Genomic DNA, 15952 nt, shown 5'->3' with positions numbered 1-15952 from the left:
ATGATAAGCTTAAAGCCAGCTATGAGGCTGCCGTAATTCTCGCTTGTGTCTTTATCTGGCTGCCGCTGATTTGAATTCTATACAGCCCCTAGTGTGTTGACAGGCATTATATTTTTTAAATATGCCATTATGGCATTACTCGGCAGCTATCTTATAGCTATCGGCTTATACTTTTATATCAGGTACGCCAATAAAACCGCGATAAATAAAACGGCGATAAATAACCGTCAGCCTTTGGGTAAGAAAATGTTCTCAGGCAGCGCTTTTGTGATTGTCGTGAGTATGAATCTCGTTGCTGCGGGCAACATCTCAAAGTATAGCGACGTGATGATTCAAGTTTTTGCTATCAATATTAATTTTTATAGTCACTATACGTGTACAGGTGAAGACTTCGACAATATTGATGGGGTTTTATTTTTATCTGCGAGCGATATATTGGTGGCAAAAGAAACTGCGCCCCTGACATTTGAGTTTAAAAAGGTAAAGTGTGAGCCGTAATTTTTAGATTTACTTTTTTAATCCAAGCTATCGGAGTTAACGATTCAGTCATCAGCCCTTAGTTTTAGCTCTGAACTTATTCATAAAAGCTGCCAAAAGTTAAAATTCAGCGCAAATTTCAAGTATTAAAAATTATCTCACCCATTTATGTACAGAGCATTCACTGACGCTACTAAACTATTAAGTAATTGATACTGTATCACTACTATCAATTGGCTTAGGGTAGACATAATCTACTTTTCAAAACTATAACAGCATCTAGAAGCATATTTGCTTACTGGGTGTCAGTTGCATGCAAGGAATGCGCCTATGACCATAGATCCATCAGATGATAAGTTAGCCAAAAACTCTCAGCCAAACGAGCAAATCGAACGTACCCAAACGCCATTTGAGCGCAGTCAGTTTGGCGGCTCAGAGCGCCAGTCTAAAACTTATCTTGAAGACGATGCGCCTATATCGCGCAGTGATTTAAAAAAAGGCGCACAAGAGCTATCAGAAAATGCCGTCACCCATGTCAATTGGAGCGTGCTGATTATCTCATCGATTGTGATTGCCGCATTTTCAATCTGGGCAATTATTATGCCCGATGGCGCAAGTACGACAATGAAAGCGGTGGTTGATTGGATTGCAACCAACCTTGGCTGGTACTACGTCATTACTATGGTGATGGTGATTGGCTTTGTGCTTTGGGTAGCACTGTCTAAAGCGGGCAGTATTCGCCTTGGGCCTGATGAGTCGCGCCCGCAATATAAGCTTGGCACTTGGGCGGCGATGCTGTTTGCTGCTGGCGTCGGCATTGACTTGTTATTCTTCTCAGTGACTGGTCCTGTGGTGCAGTATTTGACCCCACCATCAGGGGATGGCGCAACCGCTGAGGCAATGCAAAACGCGGTGGTTTGGACGATGTTTCATTACGGCATCGCTGGCTGGGCCGTATACTCTTTACTTGGTATGGCGATGGGGTATTTTGCTTACCGCTGGGACATGCCGTTGTCTATTCGGGCAGCGCTGTATCCTTTATTTGGTAAGCGCGTCAATGGGCCTATCGGTCATGGCATTAGTATCTTAGCGTTAGTAGGGACGGTATTTGGTGTCGCGACCACCATGGGTATCGGCGTGGTATTGCTAAACGTGGGTTTTTCTAAGATTTTTGGGTTAGAGGAAGGGCTCACGCTACAGATAGCGCTGGTAATCGGTGCAGTCATCTTAACGATTGCGGCCACTAGCTCAGGCGTTGACCGTGGTATTCGCTGGATATCTGAGTTGAACCTTTGGAGTGCGGTGGCGATGATGGCGTTTATTCTCATCGCAGGCGAGACCGCATTTTTATTAAATGCACTGGTGGAAAACTTAGGTCAATTCTTCGTTACTTTACCTGCGCGTATTTTTAAAACCTTTGCGTATGTGCCTGGTAGTAGCGAATGGATGGGCGGCTGGACATTATTCTTCTGGGCATTTTGGCTGGCGTGGGGGCCCTTTGTCGGGGTGTTTTTGGCGCGTATTTCGCGTGGCCGTACACTACGCGAGTTCGTTATCGCGGCGATTACTGTACCGGTATTATGTGACTTTATTATCGTTTCTTTCTTTGGCAACTTAGCACTCTATCAAGTATTGCAAGGTAATACCGCCTTTGCTGAGCTTGCAATTCAAAGCCCAGAGCAAGGTTGGTATGCTTTGCTTGAGATGTTCCCTGGCGCGTCTATCTTAGTCATATTAGCGACGTTTTCGGGATTGCTATTTTATATTACCAGCGCCAACTCAGGGGCAATGGTCATGTCAAATTTCTCTGCCTCTATTCCAGACCCAAGCGAAGATGGTCCCAAATGGCTGCGTATATTTTGGGCAGTACTGACGGCGGTGTTGACCATATCCATGCTGATAGCGGGCGGAGTCATCACCATGGAGTATGCGACGCTTATTTTTGCACTGCCGGTGACGGTGATCGTTTATCTGGTGATGTTCTCTTTTTATAAAGCCTTAAAAATAGAGCAGGCCGAACGCGAAGGTACGGTGTTACGTCGTCCGTCTATCGCGCCCAGTGGCGGGCATATACCCGAACGCTCATGGACGCAGCGTTTAGGACAAATGCTGACCTATCCCTCTAAGCGCGAGTCTATCAAATTCCTTGAGCGAATCGTACGACCAGCACTCGATGATGTGGCCAATGAGTTCCATCGCCAAGGCTATGATGTCGAGCGACTCAATGCCGACCATGAAAGCAATGCGGCTGATGCGACTAACTTTGTTGGCAATACTAACATCATCGCTGCATCGGGGCCGTTGCTACGAGTTTCGACAGCTGCTATGGATGATTTTTATTATCAGGTGTCTATGGTCGAAACGCCGTCGCCTACCTTTAGCGGTAAGATGGCCGCTGATACTGACGTCTACTATCGACTAGAAGTCACTACCCAAACGGGTACGGGTGGTTATGATTTGATGGGGCTGACTAAGCAGCAAGTGATTGATGATGTGCTTGAGCAATATCAAGCGTATTTGACTTTTTTGACGGCTCCTATGGAGGTCGATGAAGGGTTGATTGCAGCGACGCCAATAGCAAAATAATAACTAACGTTTTTAAGTTTTTATTTAAGAATTTCTAAAACAAGGCTTTAGGCAGTATTGTTTTGACTCAATAACATGTATATTGTCTAGTAATTATTTTTGAAGGTTTCGGAGTCACCAACTCCGAATGTCGCTTGGTAAGCGGCTAAAGGGCAGTCCTTTATCTAGAGCAGTAGCTCGAAATTTAGGCTGGTTGTGCCAGCAGAAGCTGTCCGCATGGGTAAGCTTATACTAGTAAAAGTAAGCCCAACCGCGTGGCGGCGCGGTATATAAATGCGAATCTTTAATGATTCAACCGGTTGAATCGTTTTGATGGAAGCAAAAGCCATGAAAATTTCAACCAATATAGAAATAAAAGTAAATGTAGCATCAGTGATTACTGCCATTAGTGGACTTATACTTACAGTTGCTATGATTTATTTCAATCTATAAAAAGCCCTATGATGTCAGCGGCAGTTGATATCATAGGCATTAATTCTATGTCGTTTTTATTGATTTCTCTCACTAACTCATAATCCGCCCACGCACATTACTCAAATAAATCAAATAAAGCGCGCCAGCAAGTAGGGCAATCGCTGCTGTGCGTTTATAATCTAATACTATCTGCGAATTACCAAACCAACCAAAGTGGTCAACCAAAAGTCCCATAATGATTTGCCCAGCGATGACGGCCACAATGGTTGCCGCCGTCCCAATTCGCGGCACGCCAATTACGATAGCCACCATCGAAAACGTACCGAATAACGCGCCTGATAATTGCCATGGCGGTACACTAAGCATCGTTTCTGCCTGTGGTTGTTCAAAGAAGATTACTAGAAACCATAAAATAATCGCCGCGACCACGTTGGCAAGCCATGCTGTCGTTACCACATCAGTACGGACGCTGAGCGACCCATTGATAGAGGACTGAGCAGCAATTGCCATACCGCCCAGCAATAACAAAGGGAAGGCAAGAGTTAGTAGCATGGTATTTTCCTCAAAGTCATCATCTTTTGAACCGTCCTCGTTATTAATAAATCAGCCAAAGTGCCACTAAAATTAATCCCAATGCCCCAAGACGGTAACGGTCAATGGCGCGGCGCGCGCTTCCTAGTAATCCGAAATGATCAATCACTAAGCTGGCGCTGATTTGACCGCATAAAATGCCGACCATCGTCGTTCCAACACCGACCAAAGGCGTAGTGATAGTAAGGATAATGGTATAAATAAAGCCGACAAGACCACCGGTTAGTAACCATTTTGGTTGTTTGGGTAGCGAGGATAAATAATTGCGTCGTCCCATTATCATCAGTATGACCATCGCCAGACTAAAAACCAGCACGCCGATTAAAAATATAGATAAAGACGCTGATAGCCGACCGATAGTTTCCCCTAAAGGACCTAAAAAAGCTGCTTCCACAGCCAATGCCATCCCGCCTGATACTACGAATAACAACATCAAAATTTGCTTCATAGCCTGCCTTTTAATATTTTTTCTGACTTATATGAAATAAAAGCCCATATTGTATGGCTATAGGTTAACGGATACAATGAATGACGCCAAAACGATGTATCTATATACCCATACGGTGACCTTATGAATTCTCTAGAGCTAAAAATACCACCACCAGCACAATTCGCTATTACCGCTGCTGCGATGTTTGGTGTCTCTAAAATTGTGCCTGCTTTGAAGTTCACGCTCACTGGCTCAACTGGATTAGCCGTTGGTTTGGGAGTCATAGGATTAAGTAGTGGGATTATGGGTGTGACTCAATTTAGAAAAGCTCAGACCACACCCAACCCAAAAGAAATTGACAAGGCAACTAGCTTGGTGACTAGTGGTATTTACCAATATAGTCGTAACCCTATGTATTTAGGGTTGACGCTTGTTTTGTTAGGTTGGGCGCTATATTTATCTCATTTTTTGGCATTTATTTTGATACCCATACTTATGATGTATATCGCACGCTTTCAGATTCAACCAGAAGAACGGATGATGACGCAGAAATTTGGTCAAGCGTATCAAAACTATTGCGCAAAAGTCAGACGTTGGTTATAAAACTGCACAACACACTATCTATAGGCAGTTCTAAATAAAAGCGATAGGTTGGTAGCCACGTGCTACTGTTATAATTTTTTTCTTGCTTGCTGTTCGCAGGCGTGACAGAGGCTGCGAAAAATTTACTCCAGTAGCACTCGTATCAGTTTTAAAGTGAATCAACTACATCAATAAAAAAAAGAGAAAGTTATGCAACTAGAAATCAATGTCGTCGATGCTTTTACTGATACGGTTTTTAAAGGCAATTCTGCAGCCGTTATTATCACCGATAGCTGGCTTGATGCAACGTTAATGCAGTCTATTGCTTTTGAGAATAACTTATCTGAAACAGCCTTTATCGTAGCTGATGATAAAGGGATATATCACATACGCTGGTTTTCACCGCTGACAGAGATTGATTTTTGTGGTCACGCAACCTTGGCATCGGCGTTTGTGCTATTTAAGAAAAATCCGACTGTAAACTGTATTAGATTTTCAGCTAAAGCGGTGGGTATTTTGACTATCGTCCAAACAGATACAGGCAAAATACAAATGGACTTCCCAAATAGGATGCCTGAAAAAGTGGACGATATTCCTGATAGTTTATTAGCAGGTCTTTCCATTGCGCCTGTTGAGGTTTACCGTAATGCTCAAGCGTACTTTGTGGTTTATGATTCGGAGTCTGATGTATTAACGGTTGAGCGTGATAACGAACAGCTTAAAAATCTTGCTCCTTTAGATGTGGTGGTTACTTGTCAGGCGAAATCTGTCGACTATAAAAACTACGACTTTCTTTCTCGTTACTTTTGGCCTGCCAATGGTGGTGATGAAGATCCAGTAACAGGCTCTATTCATACTGGACTTGCGCCACTATGGGCTGAAAAGTTGGGTAAAAATAACTTGCGCGCGTATCAAGCCTCAAAACGCGGCGGGGTGTTGGATTGTGTGGTTAAATCAGATAGAGTGCTTATTTCTGGTAACGCCGTGCAGTATTTGACGGGATTTATCACGATCGAGGAGTAGTGGGTTTTGACTGAATTAAAAACAGTGGGGCTGTTTGCGGTCACAGCGTTGGCTGAAATTGCAGGCTGTTATTTGCCGTATCTGTGGTTACGAGAAGGTAAGTCTATTTTGCTACTTATCCCTGGGGCGTTAAGTTTGGTCGCTTTTGTCTGGTTATTATCCTTACATCCAACCGCTGCCGGTCGAGTCTACGCAGCTTATGGCGGTGTCTATATCACCATGGCTATTTTATGGCTATGGACGGTAAATGGTATACGCCCAACCACTTGGGATATATTGGGTTCTGTCGTTGCGCTGCTAGGTATGGCGATTATCATGTTTGCACCGCGCAGTGCCTAGCATAAAAAATGCCAATCAAACCATGAGGTTCGATTGGCATTTTTCAATTAGCGTAGCGTCAATCAGAATACTGACGCACTTAATATTAATGTTTGCCTAAGATACTGCCATTGTCATCTTTCTTGGCTTGTTTAGCTGCTTTTTTCTCTTTTGCCGTTAATAGCGGTTTCTTTTTTACGTTCTTTTTACTGTCTTGACTTTTGCTCATGGTTTTTTCCTCTTGAGATAAGCCGTAATGCCTTTAGAGCCAAAATAAATAGACTTAAAGGTTAGGATAGAGCTGATGTCGCAAATGGTGCGTACTGCAACGAGTATAGGCTCAAGACCTAGTAATAGATAGCGCCCGCACAATTCACCTACGTTTAGTATCAATATTGTTTTTAAGTGCTTCCATTTTTAAGTAATCTCACTGTTAGCTAAGCGTATTTTGGCTTAGACTGCTATTAAAAGCTCTTTTCAAATTATCTTTTGCAAATCGGTCTGATTGATTCGCTTAATCAATCACGGTATTAATAAGTGCTTACTTACGGATACATGGCGATTTGCTATAATGAGCGACAAGCCGATAAGTAGCCGCGGCAAACTTTTATTATATTAATATTTAGTACAGTAATGCTTACTGTTTTGGTTGATTATTATGCGTATCCGTAAACTTTTTAAATTTGAAAATGCGCATATTGTGCGTAATTGTAGCTCTGAGCGCTGCAAGCATTCTATCCATGGTCACAGCTATCAGATCGAATTGATCCTTGAAGCCAAACGCTTAGATCATGGGCAGATGGTCTATGACTTTGGTTTATTAAAATCTTCGATTAAAGATATTATCGACAGCTTCGATCATGCGATTTGTTTTTGGAGTAAAGACGATCCTGAGTATATCGCTGCTTGTAAAAAATTCAGTGCACGCTGGATAAGTTTACCAGTCTCACCCTCAGCAGAGCAGTTCTCGAGAGTCATTTTCTTTTGGGCGCAAGAAATTTTAAAACAAACCCAAATGCAAAATGGCGAATCTGATGTCAGTGTCTACTCGGTGATTGCACACGAAACTGCCACTGGTTATGCTCAATGCTTTGCTGATGATGTGGCCAATGAGCAAATGGGTAAATTGGTTTTAGAAGAGTTTGAATTTAGCGAACAAGTCAGTGCGGAATGGCATGATCCTGAGCTATATGCAAAACTAATTCGCGGTGAGAGCTTTGTTAATCCAACTGTCACTATGCAAGTGCAGGCAGGTACAGCCTGATGTCGAAAGCTAATGAAAATTCTGCTGATGATAAAAGCTCAATCGTTATCACCCTTTATTCTGAAAAAGATACGCAAGTATTGGCTGCGCAATTGGCGGCTTTACCGCTGACAGGTAGTGTGTGGTTGGCAGGAGATCTAGGAGCAGGTAAAACGACTTTGACTCGTTACTGGTTACAAGCGCTGGGTCATAAAGGGGCAGTAAAAAGCCCAACTTATACCTTGGTAGAGCCTTATAATATCAAGCAAGATGACGGCACAACCAAGCCAGTCTATCATGCTGATTTATATCGTTTGCAAGATCCAGAAGAGTTATCCTTTATCGGTTTTGATGAATATCTAGATGAGCCAAATGCGCTGGTTATTATCGAATGGGCGAGTCGTGCGGACAGCTATTTACCGCCGCCGACATTGTTTATTGATATGACTCAAAGTGACAGCGCAAATAGTAATGAAAAAGAGCGCCGCCAAGTTGAGCTAAGGCTATCGAAAGCAGGACAGGCGCAAGGATTAGATCTGTCAGCGATAAAAATTTAGCTTTAACCACAGTCAAACCTCTTATTGCTTAAAATATGATATCTATTAATGCCTGACAATGATTCCAATACTCGTATCAAAAAACTATCGCCACTGCTAATCAACCAATTAGCAGCCGGTGAGGTAGTCACGCGTCCAGCCGCTGTGGTTAAAGAGCTGCTAGAGAATGCTATTGATGCCAATGCCACCAATATTGAGATACATATTACCCAAGGTGGTATGGGCATGATTGAAGTGATAGACAATGGCGTGGGTATTCATGCCGATGATATGGTGATGGCAATTACCCGACATGCCACTAGTAAAGTCGCTGATGTGGCGAACTTACATGGCATTACGACGTTGGGTTTTCGCGGAGAAGCATTGGCAGCGACGGCTGCGGTGTCACGTTTAACCTTGACCAGCAGTCATGATAATAGTGGTGTTGGTCGTCAGCTGCAGGTCGCTGGTGTGTTGGATGACGTGCCAAAGCTCATACCTGTCGTGCATCAACGCGGTACGACAATTACGGTTAAAGACTTATATTTTAATGTGCCAGCGCGGCGCGGTAATTTGAAATCTATAGCAACTGAATTTGGTCATATTGAGACGATAGTACGTGAAGTGGCTTTAGCGCGCGCTGATGTGGCGCTGACGCTTTTTCATGATAATAAGAAACGTCTGTCATTATCATCAAGATCAGTATCTTCAAGTGCGAGCGGGAATGGCAATGATACGGCCAATCGTCTGCCATTATCGCGCCTTGAGCAAGCAACTGGTATACCGCTAAAAGATAACGCGCTAAAAATAGCCATTGATCTCAGTAGTTTAATGCACCAGTCTAGCAAGTACACTAATCATAGCGTTAACAAGCAAGCAGGTGTTGATGGCTGGTTATGGCCTATAACTGGTTCACAGCCTACCGTACCAAAATTAATCTACGTAAATGGTAGGTTGGTGAAAGAGGCCTTGATTAGCAACCAGCTACGCCAACTTGCACAAGCTGCACAGTTAGCAGGCATTGGCTATGCGCTTTATTTTGAGCTGCCTACTGAATGGCTGAATATCAATGTGCATCCGTCCAAACAGCGCATTAAAATCACCTCACTTAACAATATCATGGCGCATTTAAATCATGCGATTCAATCAAAGCTTAAAAATATCGCTGCGATAGAGCAGGCTGCTATCAATGATAAGCAAAGTAATCAAATAATAGAAGAAAATACCTTAACAAGCAACGAAGTCTTAGATGCTGCAGATAATAGGTTGATTGAGAAAAATTATAAAAACACTGTAATACCTTATCAAAATAAACAAGAAAACAGGCAGGTAAAAGCTCTTAAGCAGTCTTATCAATTAGCCGCAAGTGCCACAGATGCAGCGATCAGAAATACCGTAAATAGTTCTGATCAAATATCGATAAGATATGATGCTTTACCGCATTGCTTAGATATTATTACTGACTTAAATGATGTAGCAATTACGCCTTCTTTGATAAAAGATATTGACGATAAAACGCTGCCTTGGCTGTTGTTTTATAGTCAAAAGCAGTATTTACTTATTGGCGCAGAGGATTGGCAATCCAAAGTAAGTTTGCTATTTGAGGCCGATACATTTAGGGAAAGTATATTTGAAAAGAAAGGTTTATTCAGTAATACTGCTGATATCAACCAACGCCTTGCTACTTTAGGCGCGCAAATGTCTGTGCAAGATTTTCGAGCGTTTACCGTAGACCTCAAAGAATTACTCAGTAAACACGCCCTTAAAACCATAGATAGCAGTCAATTAGTAGCATTGCTACTATCGTCTGCACCTGAGTAACAGAATATAAAAAGTCTGATCCCATACAAATAATCCATCAGTTTCTATATAGCCAATTTCTATTCCAACGATTCATACCGTAAATATTAATTCTGTAACTTTTTAAGGCAATCGTATGCGTCTTTCGTCTGATAGCTTGTCTCACCGCTTGGGTGCCAATTTGGCGGATAATAGTGTGGTGTGTTTGATGGCACCAACGGCAAGTGGCAAAACTGCACTGGCCTATGAGCTTTATGATAGCGGGCGCTATGAGCTGATTTCAGTAGATTCAGCTTTGGTATATCGTGAGATGAACATCGGCACAGCGAAACCAACGGCTACTGAGCTGGCACGCTATCCCCATCATTTAGTCGATATCATTGATCCGATGCAAAGCTATAGTGTCGCTGAGTTTGTCAGTGATGTGGCACGCCTGATCGATGATTGCCATAAAAATAGCAAAATACCATTGCTGGTCGGCGGCACCATGATGTATTACATGGCATTGCTTGACGGACTGTCCCCGATTCCTGATAGCGATGATGCTGTCCGTGCGCGTGTCGAGCAGTGGCGCCAAGATGAGGGTATTAGCGCGCTATATGAGTACCTTGGTAAGATAGATCCGATTAGCCATCAGCGCCTTAAGGCCTCTGATACCCAGCGTATTACCCGAGCTATAGAAGTATATCTACAAACAGATATTCCACTCAGTGACTGGCAACAAAAGCCCAAACAAGCACTGGCCCATAATCCAAACCAGCAATGGCATGCATTGTCGGTGATGCCAGATCGTCCATGGCTACATGAGCGTATCGAGCAGCGTCTAGATATCATGTGGGCAGAGGGTTTGGTTTATGAAGTCATCGGTTTGCTTGAGCGTTATCCTTTGACACCCAGTCTGCCTTCGATGCGCTGTGTTGGCTATCGGCAAGTATTGGAGTATCTAGTCCATATTAATCACCCTGTATTTGAACAACCGCATTTGGACAAAGCGCAGTTTTATGAGGCTTTTGCTGAAACTAAGGTATCAAACACTGAGAAAGTAAAACAAGGTATAACCGCTCAAAATGAGATGACTCAGGCACATTTATCAAAGGTCGATAGTCAGACGGAGGCGCTTGCTTGTCAGCAAATGCAAAATAAGGCATTATATGCGACAAGACAGTTGGCCAAGCGTCAGTACACGTGGTTGCGCAAGGTCATACAACTGCCTAATACGTCATCAGGGGTGGCACTGGCGTCTGATTTGGGCAGTGCTACGAATGCTTCTGTAGATAATAATGTAACGATAAAAGCCTTTACAACGATGGCGCAGGTAAGAGAATATCTATATTAAAACCGTTGTATGACAGGTGTGTTAAACTTTATAAAGATATGAAAAAGTAATGACAATAAGTTTCAAAGTATTATGGTAATAAATGTTATAATTTATATCTACTCGAATGTTGAGTTTGGTACCGATACAATTGCATTTTCATAGCTATTAATTGAAGTTGTCGATTGGTTTTTATTTATAAAAATAACTACTGAAACAACCAGTTACTTAATTTTTCACAATAACAATGTATTCGCGATAAAGTAGAATTACTTAAGAAAATTTAGTATTTATTTAGATACGTTTTATAAATAAAAATTATTATTGTATCTGCCTTTAGCCATTATAATTAATGCAACACTTAGAATAATTGGCACTCAAAACATAACTATATAATATTTAGGAGAGATTTCATGTCAAAAGGACAAACTTTACAAGATCCGTTCTTGAACTCGCTGCGCAAAGATCGCATTCCTGTTTCTATCTTTTTGGTTAATGGTATAAAGTTACAAGGTCAGATCGAGTCATTTGACCAGTATGTAGTATTGCTTAAAAATACAGTCAGTCAAATGGTGTACAAACATGCCATCTCAACAGTAGTTCCGGCTCGCAACCCACGGAGTAATACTACGACAGGTACGAGTGCTCAGCCTCAAGGTGCAACACCAGCGGGTTATCAGACTGGTGGAATGAGTGGTGGCTTTGAGCGCGGCGGCAACCCTGCTAGTGCTGGTGGGTTTGAAGAGCGTGGCTTTGCGAATCGTAGTGGTTTTAATCGCGGTGGTTTTGGTCAGAGTCAAGAGCGCGGTTTTGAGCGTGGTAGCTTTGGTCAGGGTCAAGAGCGCGGCTTTGAGCGCGGTGGCTTTGGTCAAGATCGCGGCTTTGAATCACCAGCAGATGGCTCAGGCTTTGAAGGCAAACCAGATGATGACTCTAACGACAATAATGGCTAAATAGTTGATAGTAGAGTGCCTCATTGAAGGTAACTAATTGAGACATGATTTATCCGATTAAGACCTGCTTTTATAGTGGGTTTTTTTTGTATAAGGCGAATCATAATTAGATATCAATAATGACGATCCTTCTAAATACTGTAAGGCTAAGTTATGATTGATATTACTAACAAGGGCATCTTTATAGGTTTTGCCAGTTATTATTAAGGTTAGCTATTATTAATATCGGTCATAATATAGTAAAATACCTTATTGATTCATTATAAAAATAGAGCACATTCATGAGTAATACCCAAATTGACATAACCCACGAGCAATTTATCGGCACTGCCATCGACGCGATCAACACTGAGATATCTGCGCTGGCATTACTGACTGAACAAATAGATGATAGATTTGCGCAAGCGTGCGATATTATTTTGGCTTGTGAAGGTCGAGTTGTGGTCACGGGTATGGGTAAGTCAGGCTTAATTGGTCGTAAAATAGCGGCGACATTTGCTTCTACTGGCACGCCCGCCTTTTTCATGCACCCTGGCGAAGCAGGGCATGGTGACTTAGGCATGTTAGTAAAAGGTGATGTGTTGCTCGCTATTTCTAACTCTGGCGAGTCAGATGAGATAAAGATGCTACTACCAGTGGTTAAGCGCTTAAATATTCCGCTGATTAGTATCAGTCGTGATAAGCGCGGTATGCTACCACGTGCAGCTGATATTATATTGACGCTTGGCAAGTCTCAGGAGGCGTGCCCACTTAATCTCGCTCCTACTTCCAGCACGACGGCGACCTTAGCGCTCGGAGATGCTCTAGCAGTGGCTTTGGTACATGCGCGTAATTTTACTTCTGAAGATTTTGCATTGTCGCACCCTGCTGGGGCGCTAGGTCGTCAGCTGTTGACCCGAGTGGAGGACTTGATGCATACCAGCTCAGAAAATTTACCGCTTATCTATCATCAGGCACCTTTGCAAGAGGCTTTATTTACGATGTCTGCTGGGCGTTTGGGTATGACGGTCGTCATTGATGACCAACAAAGAGTGGTCGGTGTATTTACAGATGGTGACCTGCGCCGTGGGTTAGAAAAAGGTATCGATTTACAAACGCCCATGCATGAGTTGATGGTTAGCAACCCACGCCATATCAGTAAAACCATGCGCGCATCGGATGCTCTTAGTGTGATGAATGAAAATGGTATCAGTCAGTTATTAATCATCGATGAAAACAATCGTTTGGAAGCGATTATTACGGTACATGATTTGCTGCAAGCAGGTGTAAAGTAAGCCCAATCAGCGATAAAATGCATTGCTCATAAATATAACATTTAATACGCCTTAATATAATAAGAGGTAAATGATGCAAGACTTAATAAAAAAAGCCGGACAAGTAAAGCTATTAGTGATGGATGTCGATGGTATCTTATCGAATGGTCAAATTATCTATGATGCCAATGGTGTCGAGACCAAGGCATTTTCTGTCCATGATGGCGTTGGCGTTAAGTCGTTGGCACGTTATGGTGTTTTGACCGCTATTATTACTGGTCGTAGCAGTGCCATGGTTGATAAGCGTGCCTCTGAGATGGGCGTTGATTACGTGGTGCAAGGTCGCGATGACAAACTTATTGCCTTGGAAGAATTGCTATCAACCCTCGATCCAGCGCTCGGTATTACTGCTGCTGACTGTGCTTATATGGGTGATGATTTGCCAGATATTAAAGCGATGCAAACGGTGGGATTTGCCGCAACAGTGCCGAATGCTCATGTAGAGGTTATCAATCGCAGTGATATGATTACTACTCGCGCAGGAGGTACTGGCGCTGTACGTGAAATATGCGATCTTATTTTAAAAGGTCATGGACATTATCAAGACTTTATCGCCCACTATACGCTTGATGAGACCCAAAATCAGGATAAATCGTCGTGAATACACGTATTTTAATTGTTTTGGCGTTGATTCTCGCTGGTATTGCAGGCTGGTTTTTTAAACAGCAAGGAGAGATAACGCCACCAGTTAGTATCGAAGCAACAGATGTTGATTATGAAGCGACCGATATTAAGGCTGTACAGACTAACGACAAAGGCGAAACTGAGTATGAGCTTACCGCCGAATCGTTGACCCACAATCCAGAGACCAATCTGGATGAGATGTCTGGTATTACTATGGATTGGGAACCCTCTACAGAGCAGCGCTATCGTATTGAAGCAGGTAGTGCGGCTATTAGTCAGCAGACAGGCGATCTGAGTCTCTCTGGTGGCTTTACATTGACTAGTGAAGGCAATAAAGATGCGCCTGATATCGCGCCGATAAAAGTGATTGGTAATACTCTGAAAGGCAATACCAAATCAGGACAAGTATATAGTGAGGAGCCTGTTAAGATTGAACAAGGGATGAACCGCTTTGAAGCCTCTAGCATGACCGCCAATCTTGAGACAGGTGAGTATGAGTTTGGCCAAGTCGCGGTTGCCTTCACCCCGGCTGAGCGACAAGATAAAGCACTGTTCTAACAACAGTTCCTTTCATTAAGTATGTACTCACTATTAAAAATCCATGATACTAAAAACATATGACAAAAGCAGCTAGGGCGTGTCATCATTTAGATTGTGAGGCTTAAAATGAGCAAAATTGCAGTCAAACAAGGAAAATAGCGCAGATAATATCGATATATTAACCAGTTATTTGACGATGTTTGGCAAAATTTAGCTATTTTAAGACCACTAAATGATTAAATGTGCTAATTGATGACATGCCCTAGTATAAAGTTTGCAAATTCTACTACCCATTATAAAACGAGTAATTTTTATGACATCTAAATTTTTGCCTACTTTACGCTCATTGTCGACAGCTCTAAACCTAACAACGCCTAGTCTACAAAAATTGCGTGCGCTACCAGTGGTCATGTTGTTAGCATTGCCGCTTTATAGTCATGCATTACCATCAGATGCCAATCAGCAAATTAAGCTGCTGGCGGATAAGGCTACCTATAGTGAGCGTACAGGTGTTACAAGTTACGCGGGCAGTGTGGTTATTACCCAAGGTACGTTTAAGATGACCGCCGACAATATTACTGTCAATTTATCTCAAGGTCGTAGTATTAATTCCGCAGTCGCGACTGGGCGTCCAGCAACCATGCAGCAGGTTGTCACCCAAGAAAAAGGTCTGGCAAAAGGTCAAGCCAATAAAATCGATTATAATGCAGTCACAGGTATCATTACCCTGACTGGTAATGCCAAGCTGGTTCAAAATGGCGCTAGTTTTGCGGGCAATGTCATTCGTTATAGCCTAAAAGCTGGCGATGTCGAAGCGACTGCTGGTGGTAATCAGCGAGTGGAGCTGGTGTTCCCGCCCAACAATAGCAACAGCCAAAGCAGCATACGCTAACCTAACTGTCGCTATCGATAGATGAATACATCTGTATCAGTGCTCGAATTATGCCCTTTTAAAGTAAGTTGATTCACTTTAAAACAGATACAAGTGTTACTGTTTTAAATTTTTCGCAGCCTCCGTCACGCTTGCGAACAGCAAGCAAGAAAAGTTTATAACAGTAGCGTGTGTTTACTAGGGGCTGTATAGAATTCAGCTAAGGAACTGACAGAGACTATTTTTTAGGCAATTCGACGCCAAAAATAGTAAGTTTAGTTATTCTAAGCGCGATAGTTTTGGCTATGAAGTGGCAAAAAATAGTCCTGTTCCTTC

General features: G+C 42.7%; 17 protein-coding genes. 14 read left to right on the top strand and 3 right to left on the bottom strand.

The window, feature by feature from the left end:
• Nucleotides 1-129: 129 nt before the first annotated feature.
• Together EI161_RS09595 and betT are read left to right on the top strand one after the other, a co-directional pair.
• Nucleotides 130-498 carry a hypothetical protein gene (locus EI161_RS09595; RefSeq protein ID WP_192529477.1) on the top strand — a complete coding sequence of 123 codons (369 nt, stop codon included), beginning with the start codon at nucleotides 130-132 and terminating at the stop codon, nucleotides 496-498.
• Between the two features lie 309 nt (nucleotides 499-807).
• Nucleotides 808-3063, top strand: coding sequence for a choline BCCT transporter BetT (betT, locus tag EI161_RS09590; RefSeq protein WP_192529476.1), 2256 nt, complete (start codon nucleotides 808-810; stop codon nucleotides 3061-3063).
• Between the two features lie 504 nt (nucleotides 3064-3567).
• Here betT and EI161_RS09585 read toward each other — a convergent pair.
• The gene (locus tag EI161_RS09585) at nucleotides 3568-4029 is read right to left on the bottom strand and encodes a DMT family transporter (RefSeq protein ID WP_192529475.1); all 462 of its coding nucleotides are present in this window, start codon (nucleotides 4027-4029) and stop codon (nucleotides 3568-3570) included.
• A 43-nt stretch (nucleotides 4030-4072) separates the two neighbouring features.
• Nucleotides 4073-4516, bottom strand: a complete 444-nt coding sequence (locus EI161_RS09580; protein WP_192529474.1) for a DMT family transporter — start codon at nucleotides 4514-4516, stop codon at nucleotides 4073-4075.
• 123 nt (nucleotides 4517-4639) lie between these two features.
• On the opposite strand from EI161_RS09580, the gene EI161_RS09575 reads away from it, so the two are divergent.
• The 3 genes from EI161_RS09575 (at nucleotide 4640) to EI161_RS09565 (ending at nucleotide 6442) form a co-directional block, all read left to right on the top strand.
• A complete protein-coding gene (locus EI161_RS09575) occupies nucleotides 4640-5101 on the top strand; it encodes a methyltransferase family protein (RefSeq protein ID WP_192529473.1) in 462 nt (153 codons plus the stop codon).
• Between the two features lie 189 nt (nucleotides 5102-5290).
• Entirely contained in the window at nucleotides 5291-6103 is an 813-nt protein-coding gene (locus tag EI161_RS09570) for a PhzF family phenazine biosynthesis protein (protein WP_192529472.1), read from the top strand.
• A gap of 6 nt (nucleotides 6104-6109) precedes the next feature.
• Nucleotides 6110-6442 (top strand): YnfA family protein, encoded by a 333-nt coding sequence (locus EI161_RS09565; RefSeq protein ID WP_192529471.1) that lies wholly within the window; start codon nucleotides 6110-6112, stop codon nucleotides 6440-6442.
• Nucleotides 6443-6527: 85 nt separating this feature from the next.
• On the opposite strand, the gene EI161_RS14960 is transcribed toward EI161_RS09565, so the two are convergent.
• Nucleotides 6528-6650 (bottom strand): hypothetical protein, encoded by a 123-nt coding sequence (locus tag EI161_RS14960; protein ID WP_263972259.1) that lies wholly within the window; start codon nucleotides 6648-6650, stop codon nucleotides 6528-6530.
• A 429-nt stretch (nucleotides 6651-7079) separates the two neighbouring features.
• On the opposite strand from EI161_RS14960, the gene EI161_RS09560 reads away from it, so the two are divergent.
• The 9 genes from EI161_RS09560 (at nucleotide 7080) to lptA (ending at nucleotide 15637) form a co-directional block, all read left to right on the top strand.
• Nucleotides 7080-7685, top strand: coding sequence for a 6-pyruvoyl trahydropterin synthase family protein (locus EI161_RS09560; RefSeq protein WP_192529470.1), 606 nt, complete (start codon nucleotides 7080-7082; stop codon nucleotides 7683-7685).
• Nucleotides 7685-8221, top strand: coding sequence for a tRNA (adenosine(37)-N6)-threonylcarbamoyltransferase complex ATPase subunit type 1 TsaE (gene tsaE, locus EI161_RS09555; RefSeq protein WP_192523558.1), 537 nt, complete (start codon nucleotides 7685-7687; stop codon nucleotides 8219-8221). The genes EI161_RS09560 and tsaE overlap by 1 nt, the downstream gene beginning before the upstream one ends.
• Before the next feature lie 48 nt (nucleotides 8222-8269).
• A complete protein-coding gene (mutL, locus tag EI161_RS09550; RefSeq protein WP_192529469.1) occupies nucleotides 8270-10021 on the top strand; it encodes a DNA mismatch repair endonuclease MutL in 1752 nt (583 codons plus the stop codon).
• A 115-nt stretch (nucleotides 10022-10136) separates the two neighbouring features.
• Nucleotides 10137-11336 carry a tRNA (adenosine(37)-N6)-dimethylallyltransferase MiaA gene (miaA, locus tag EI161_RS09545; RefSeq protein ID WP_192529468.1) on the top strand — a complete coding sequence of 400 codons (1200 nt, stop codon included), beginning with the start codon at nucleotides 10137-10139 and terminating at the stop codon, nucleotides 11334-11336.
• Between the two features lie 392 nt (nucleotides 11337-11728).
• Entirely contained in the window at nucleotides 11729-12268 is a 540-nt protein-coding gene (gene hfq, locus EI161_RS09540) for an RNA chaperone Hfq (protein ID WP_192529467.1), read from the top strand.
• Nucleotides 12269-12549: 281 nt separating this feature from the next.
• Nucleotides 12550-13542: a KpsF/GutQ family sugar-phosphate isomerase gene (locus EI161_RS09535; protein ID WP_192523554.1), complete on the top strand. Its 993-nt coding sequence runs from the start codon at nucleotides 12550-12552 to the stop codon at nucleotides 13540-13542.
• Nucleotides 13543-13615: 73 nt separating this feature from the next.
• Nucleotides 13616-14182: a KdsC family phosphatase gene (locus EI161_RS09530; protein ID WP_192523576.1), complete on the top strand. Its 567-nt coding sequence runs from the start codon at nucleotides 13616-13618 to the stop codon at nucleotides 14180-14182.
• Nucleotides 14179-14763, top strand: coding sequence for an LPS export ABC transporter periplasmic protein LptC (gene lptC / locus EI161_RS09525; RefSeq protein WP_192523553.1), 585 nt, complete (start codon nucleotides 14179-14181; stop codon nucleotides 14761-14763). Before EI161_RS09530 ends, lptC begins: the two co-directional genes overlap by 4 nt.
• Nucleotides 14764-15154: 391 nt before the next feature.
• Complete coding sequence (gene lptA / locus EI161_RS09520) at nucleotides 15155-15637, top strand: lipopolysaccharide transport periplasmic protein LptA (protein WP_192529478.1); 483 nt, start codon at nucleotides 15155-15157, stop codon at nucleotides 15635-15637.
• The last annotated feature ends 315 nt before the right edge of the window (nucleotides 15638-15952 follow it).

The organism is Psychrobacter sp. FME5 (assembly GCF_014861375.1).
In the GTDB taxonomy this organism is placed as follows: domain Bacteria; phylum Pseudomonadota; class Gammaproteobacteria; order Pseudomonadales; family Moraxellaceae; genus Psychrobacter.
The sequence above is the reverse complement of the archived record's forward strand: the minus strand, read 5'-3'. Positions and strand labels throughout refer to the sequence as shown.

Bases quoted from the DNA above. Each gene is read 5' to 3' on its own strand.
- EI161_RS09595 (WP_192529477.1), top strand. From the start codon at position 130: ATGGCATTACTCGGCAGCTATCTTATAGCTATCGGCTTATACTTTTAT.
- betT (WP_192529476.1), top strand. From the start codon at position 808: ATGACCATAGATCCATCAGATGATAAGTTAGCCAAAAACTCTCAGCCA.
- EI161_RS09585 (WP_192529475.1), bottom strand. From the start codon at position 4,029: ATGCTACTAACTCTTGCCTTCCCTTTGTTATTGCTGGGCGGTATGGCA.
- EI161_RS09580 (WP_192529474.1), bottom strand. From the start codon at position 4,516: ATGAAGCAAATTTTGATGTTGTTATTCGTAGTATCAGGCGGGATGGCA.
- EI161_RS09575 (WP_192529473.1), top strand. From the start codon at position 4,640: ATGAATTCTCTAGAGCTAAAAATACCACCACCAGCACAATTCGCTATT.
- EI161_RS09570 (WP_192529472.1), top strand. From the start codon at position 5,291: ATGCAACTAGAAATCAATGTCGTCGATGCTTTTACTGATACGGTTTTT.
- EI161_RS14960 (WP_263972259.1), bottom strand. From the start codon at position 6,650: ATGAGCAAAAGTCAAGACAGTAAAAAGAACGTAAAAAAGAAACCGCTA.
- EI161_RS09560 (WP_192529470.1), top strand. From the start codon at position 7,080: ATGCGTATCCGTAAACTTTTTAAATTTGAAAATGCGCATATTGTGCGT.
- tsaE (WP_192523558.1), top strand. From the start codon at position 7,685: ATGTCGAAAGCTAATGAAAATTCTGCTGATGATAAAAGCTCAATCGTT.
- mutL (WP_192529469.1), top strand. From the start codon at position 8,270: ATGCCTGACAATGATTCCAATACTCGTATCAAAAAACTATCGCCACTG.
- miaA (WP_192529468.1), top strand. From the start codon at position 10,137: ATGCGTCTTTCGTCTGATAGCTTGTCTCACCGCTTGGGTGCCAATTTG.
- hfq (WP_192529467.1), top strand. From the start codon at position 11,729: ATGTCAAAAGGACAAACTTTACAAGATCCGTTCTTGAACTCGCTGCGC.
- EI161_RS09535 (WP_192523554.1), top strand. From the start codon at position 12,550: ATGAGTAATACCCAAATTGACATAACCCACGAGCAATTTATCGGCACT.
- EI161_RS09530 (WP_192523576.1), top strand. From the start codon at position 13,616: ATGCAAGACTTAATAAAAAAAGCCGGACAAGTAAAGCTATTAGTGATG.
- lptA (WP_192529478.1), top strand. From the start codon at position 15,155: ATGTTGTTAGCATTGCCGCTTTATAGTCATGCATTACCATCAGATGCC.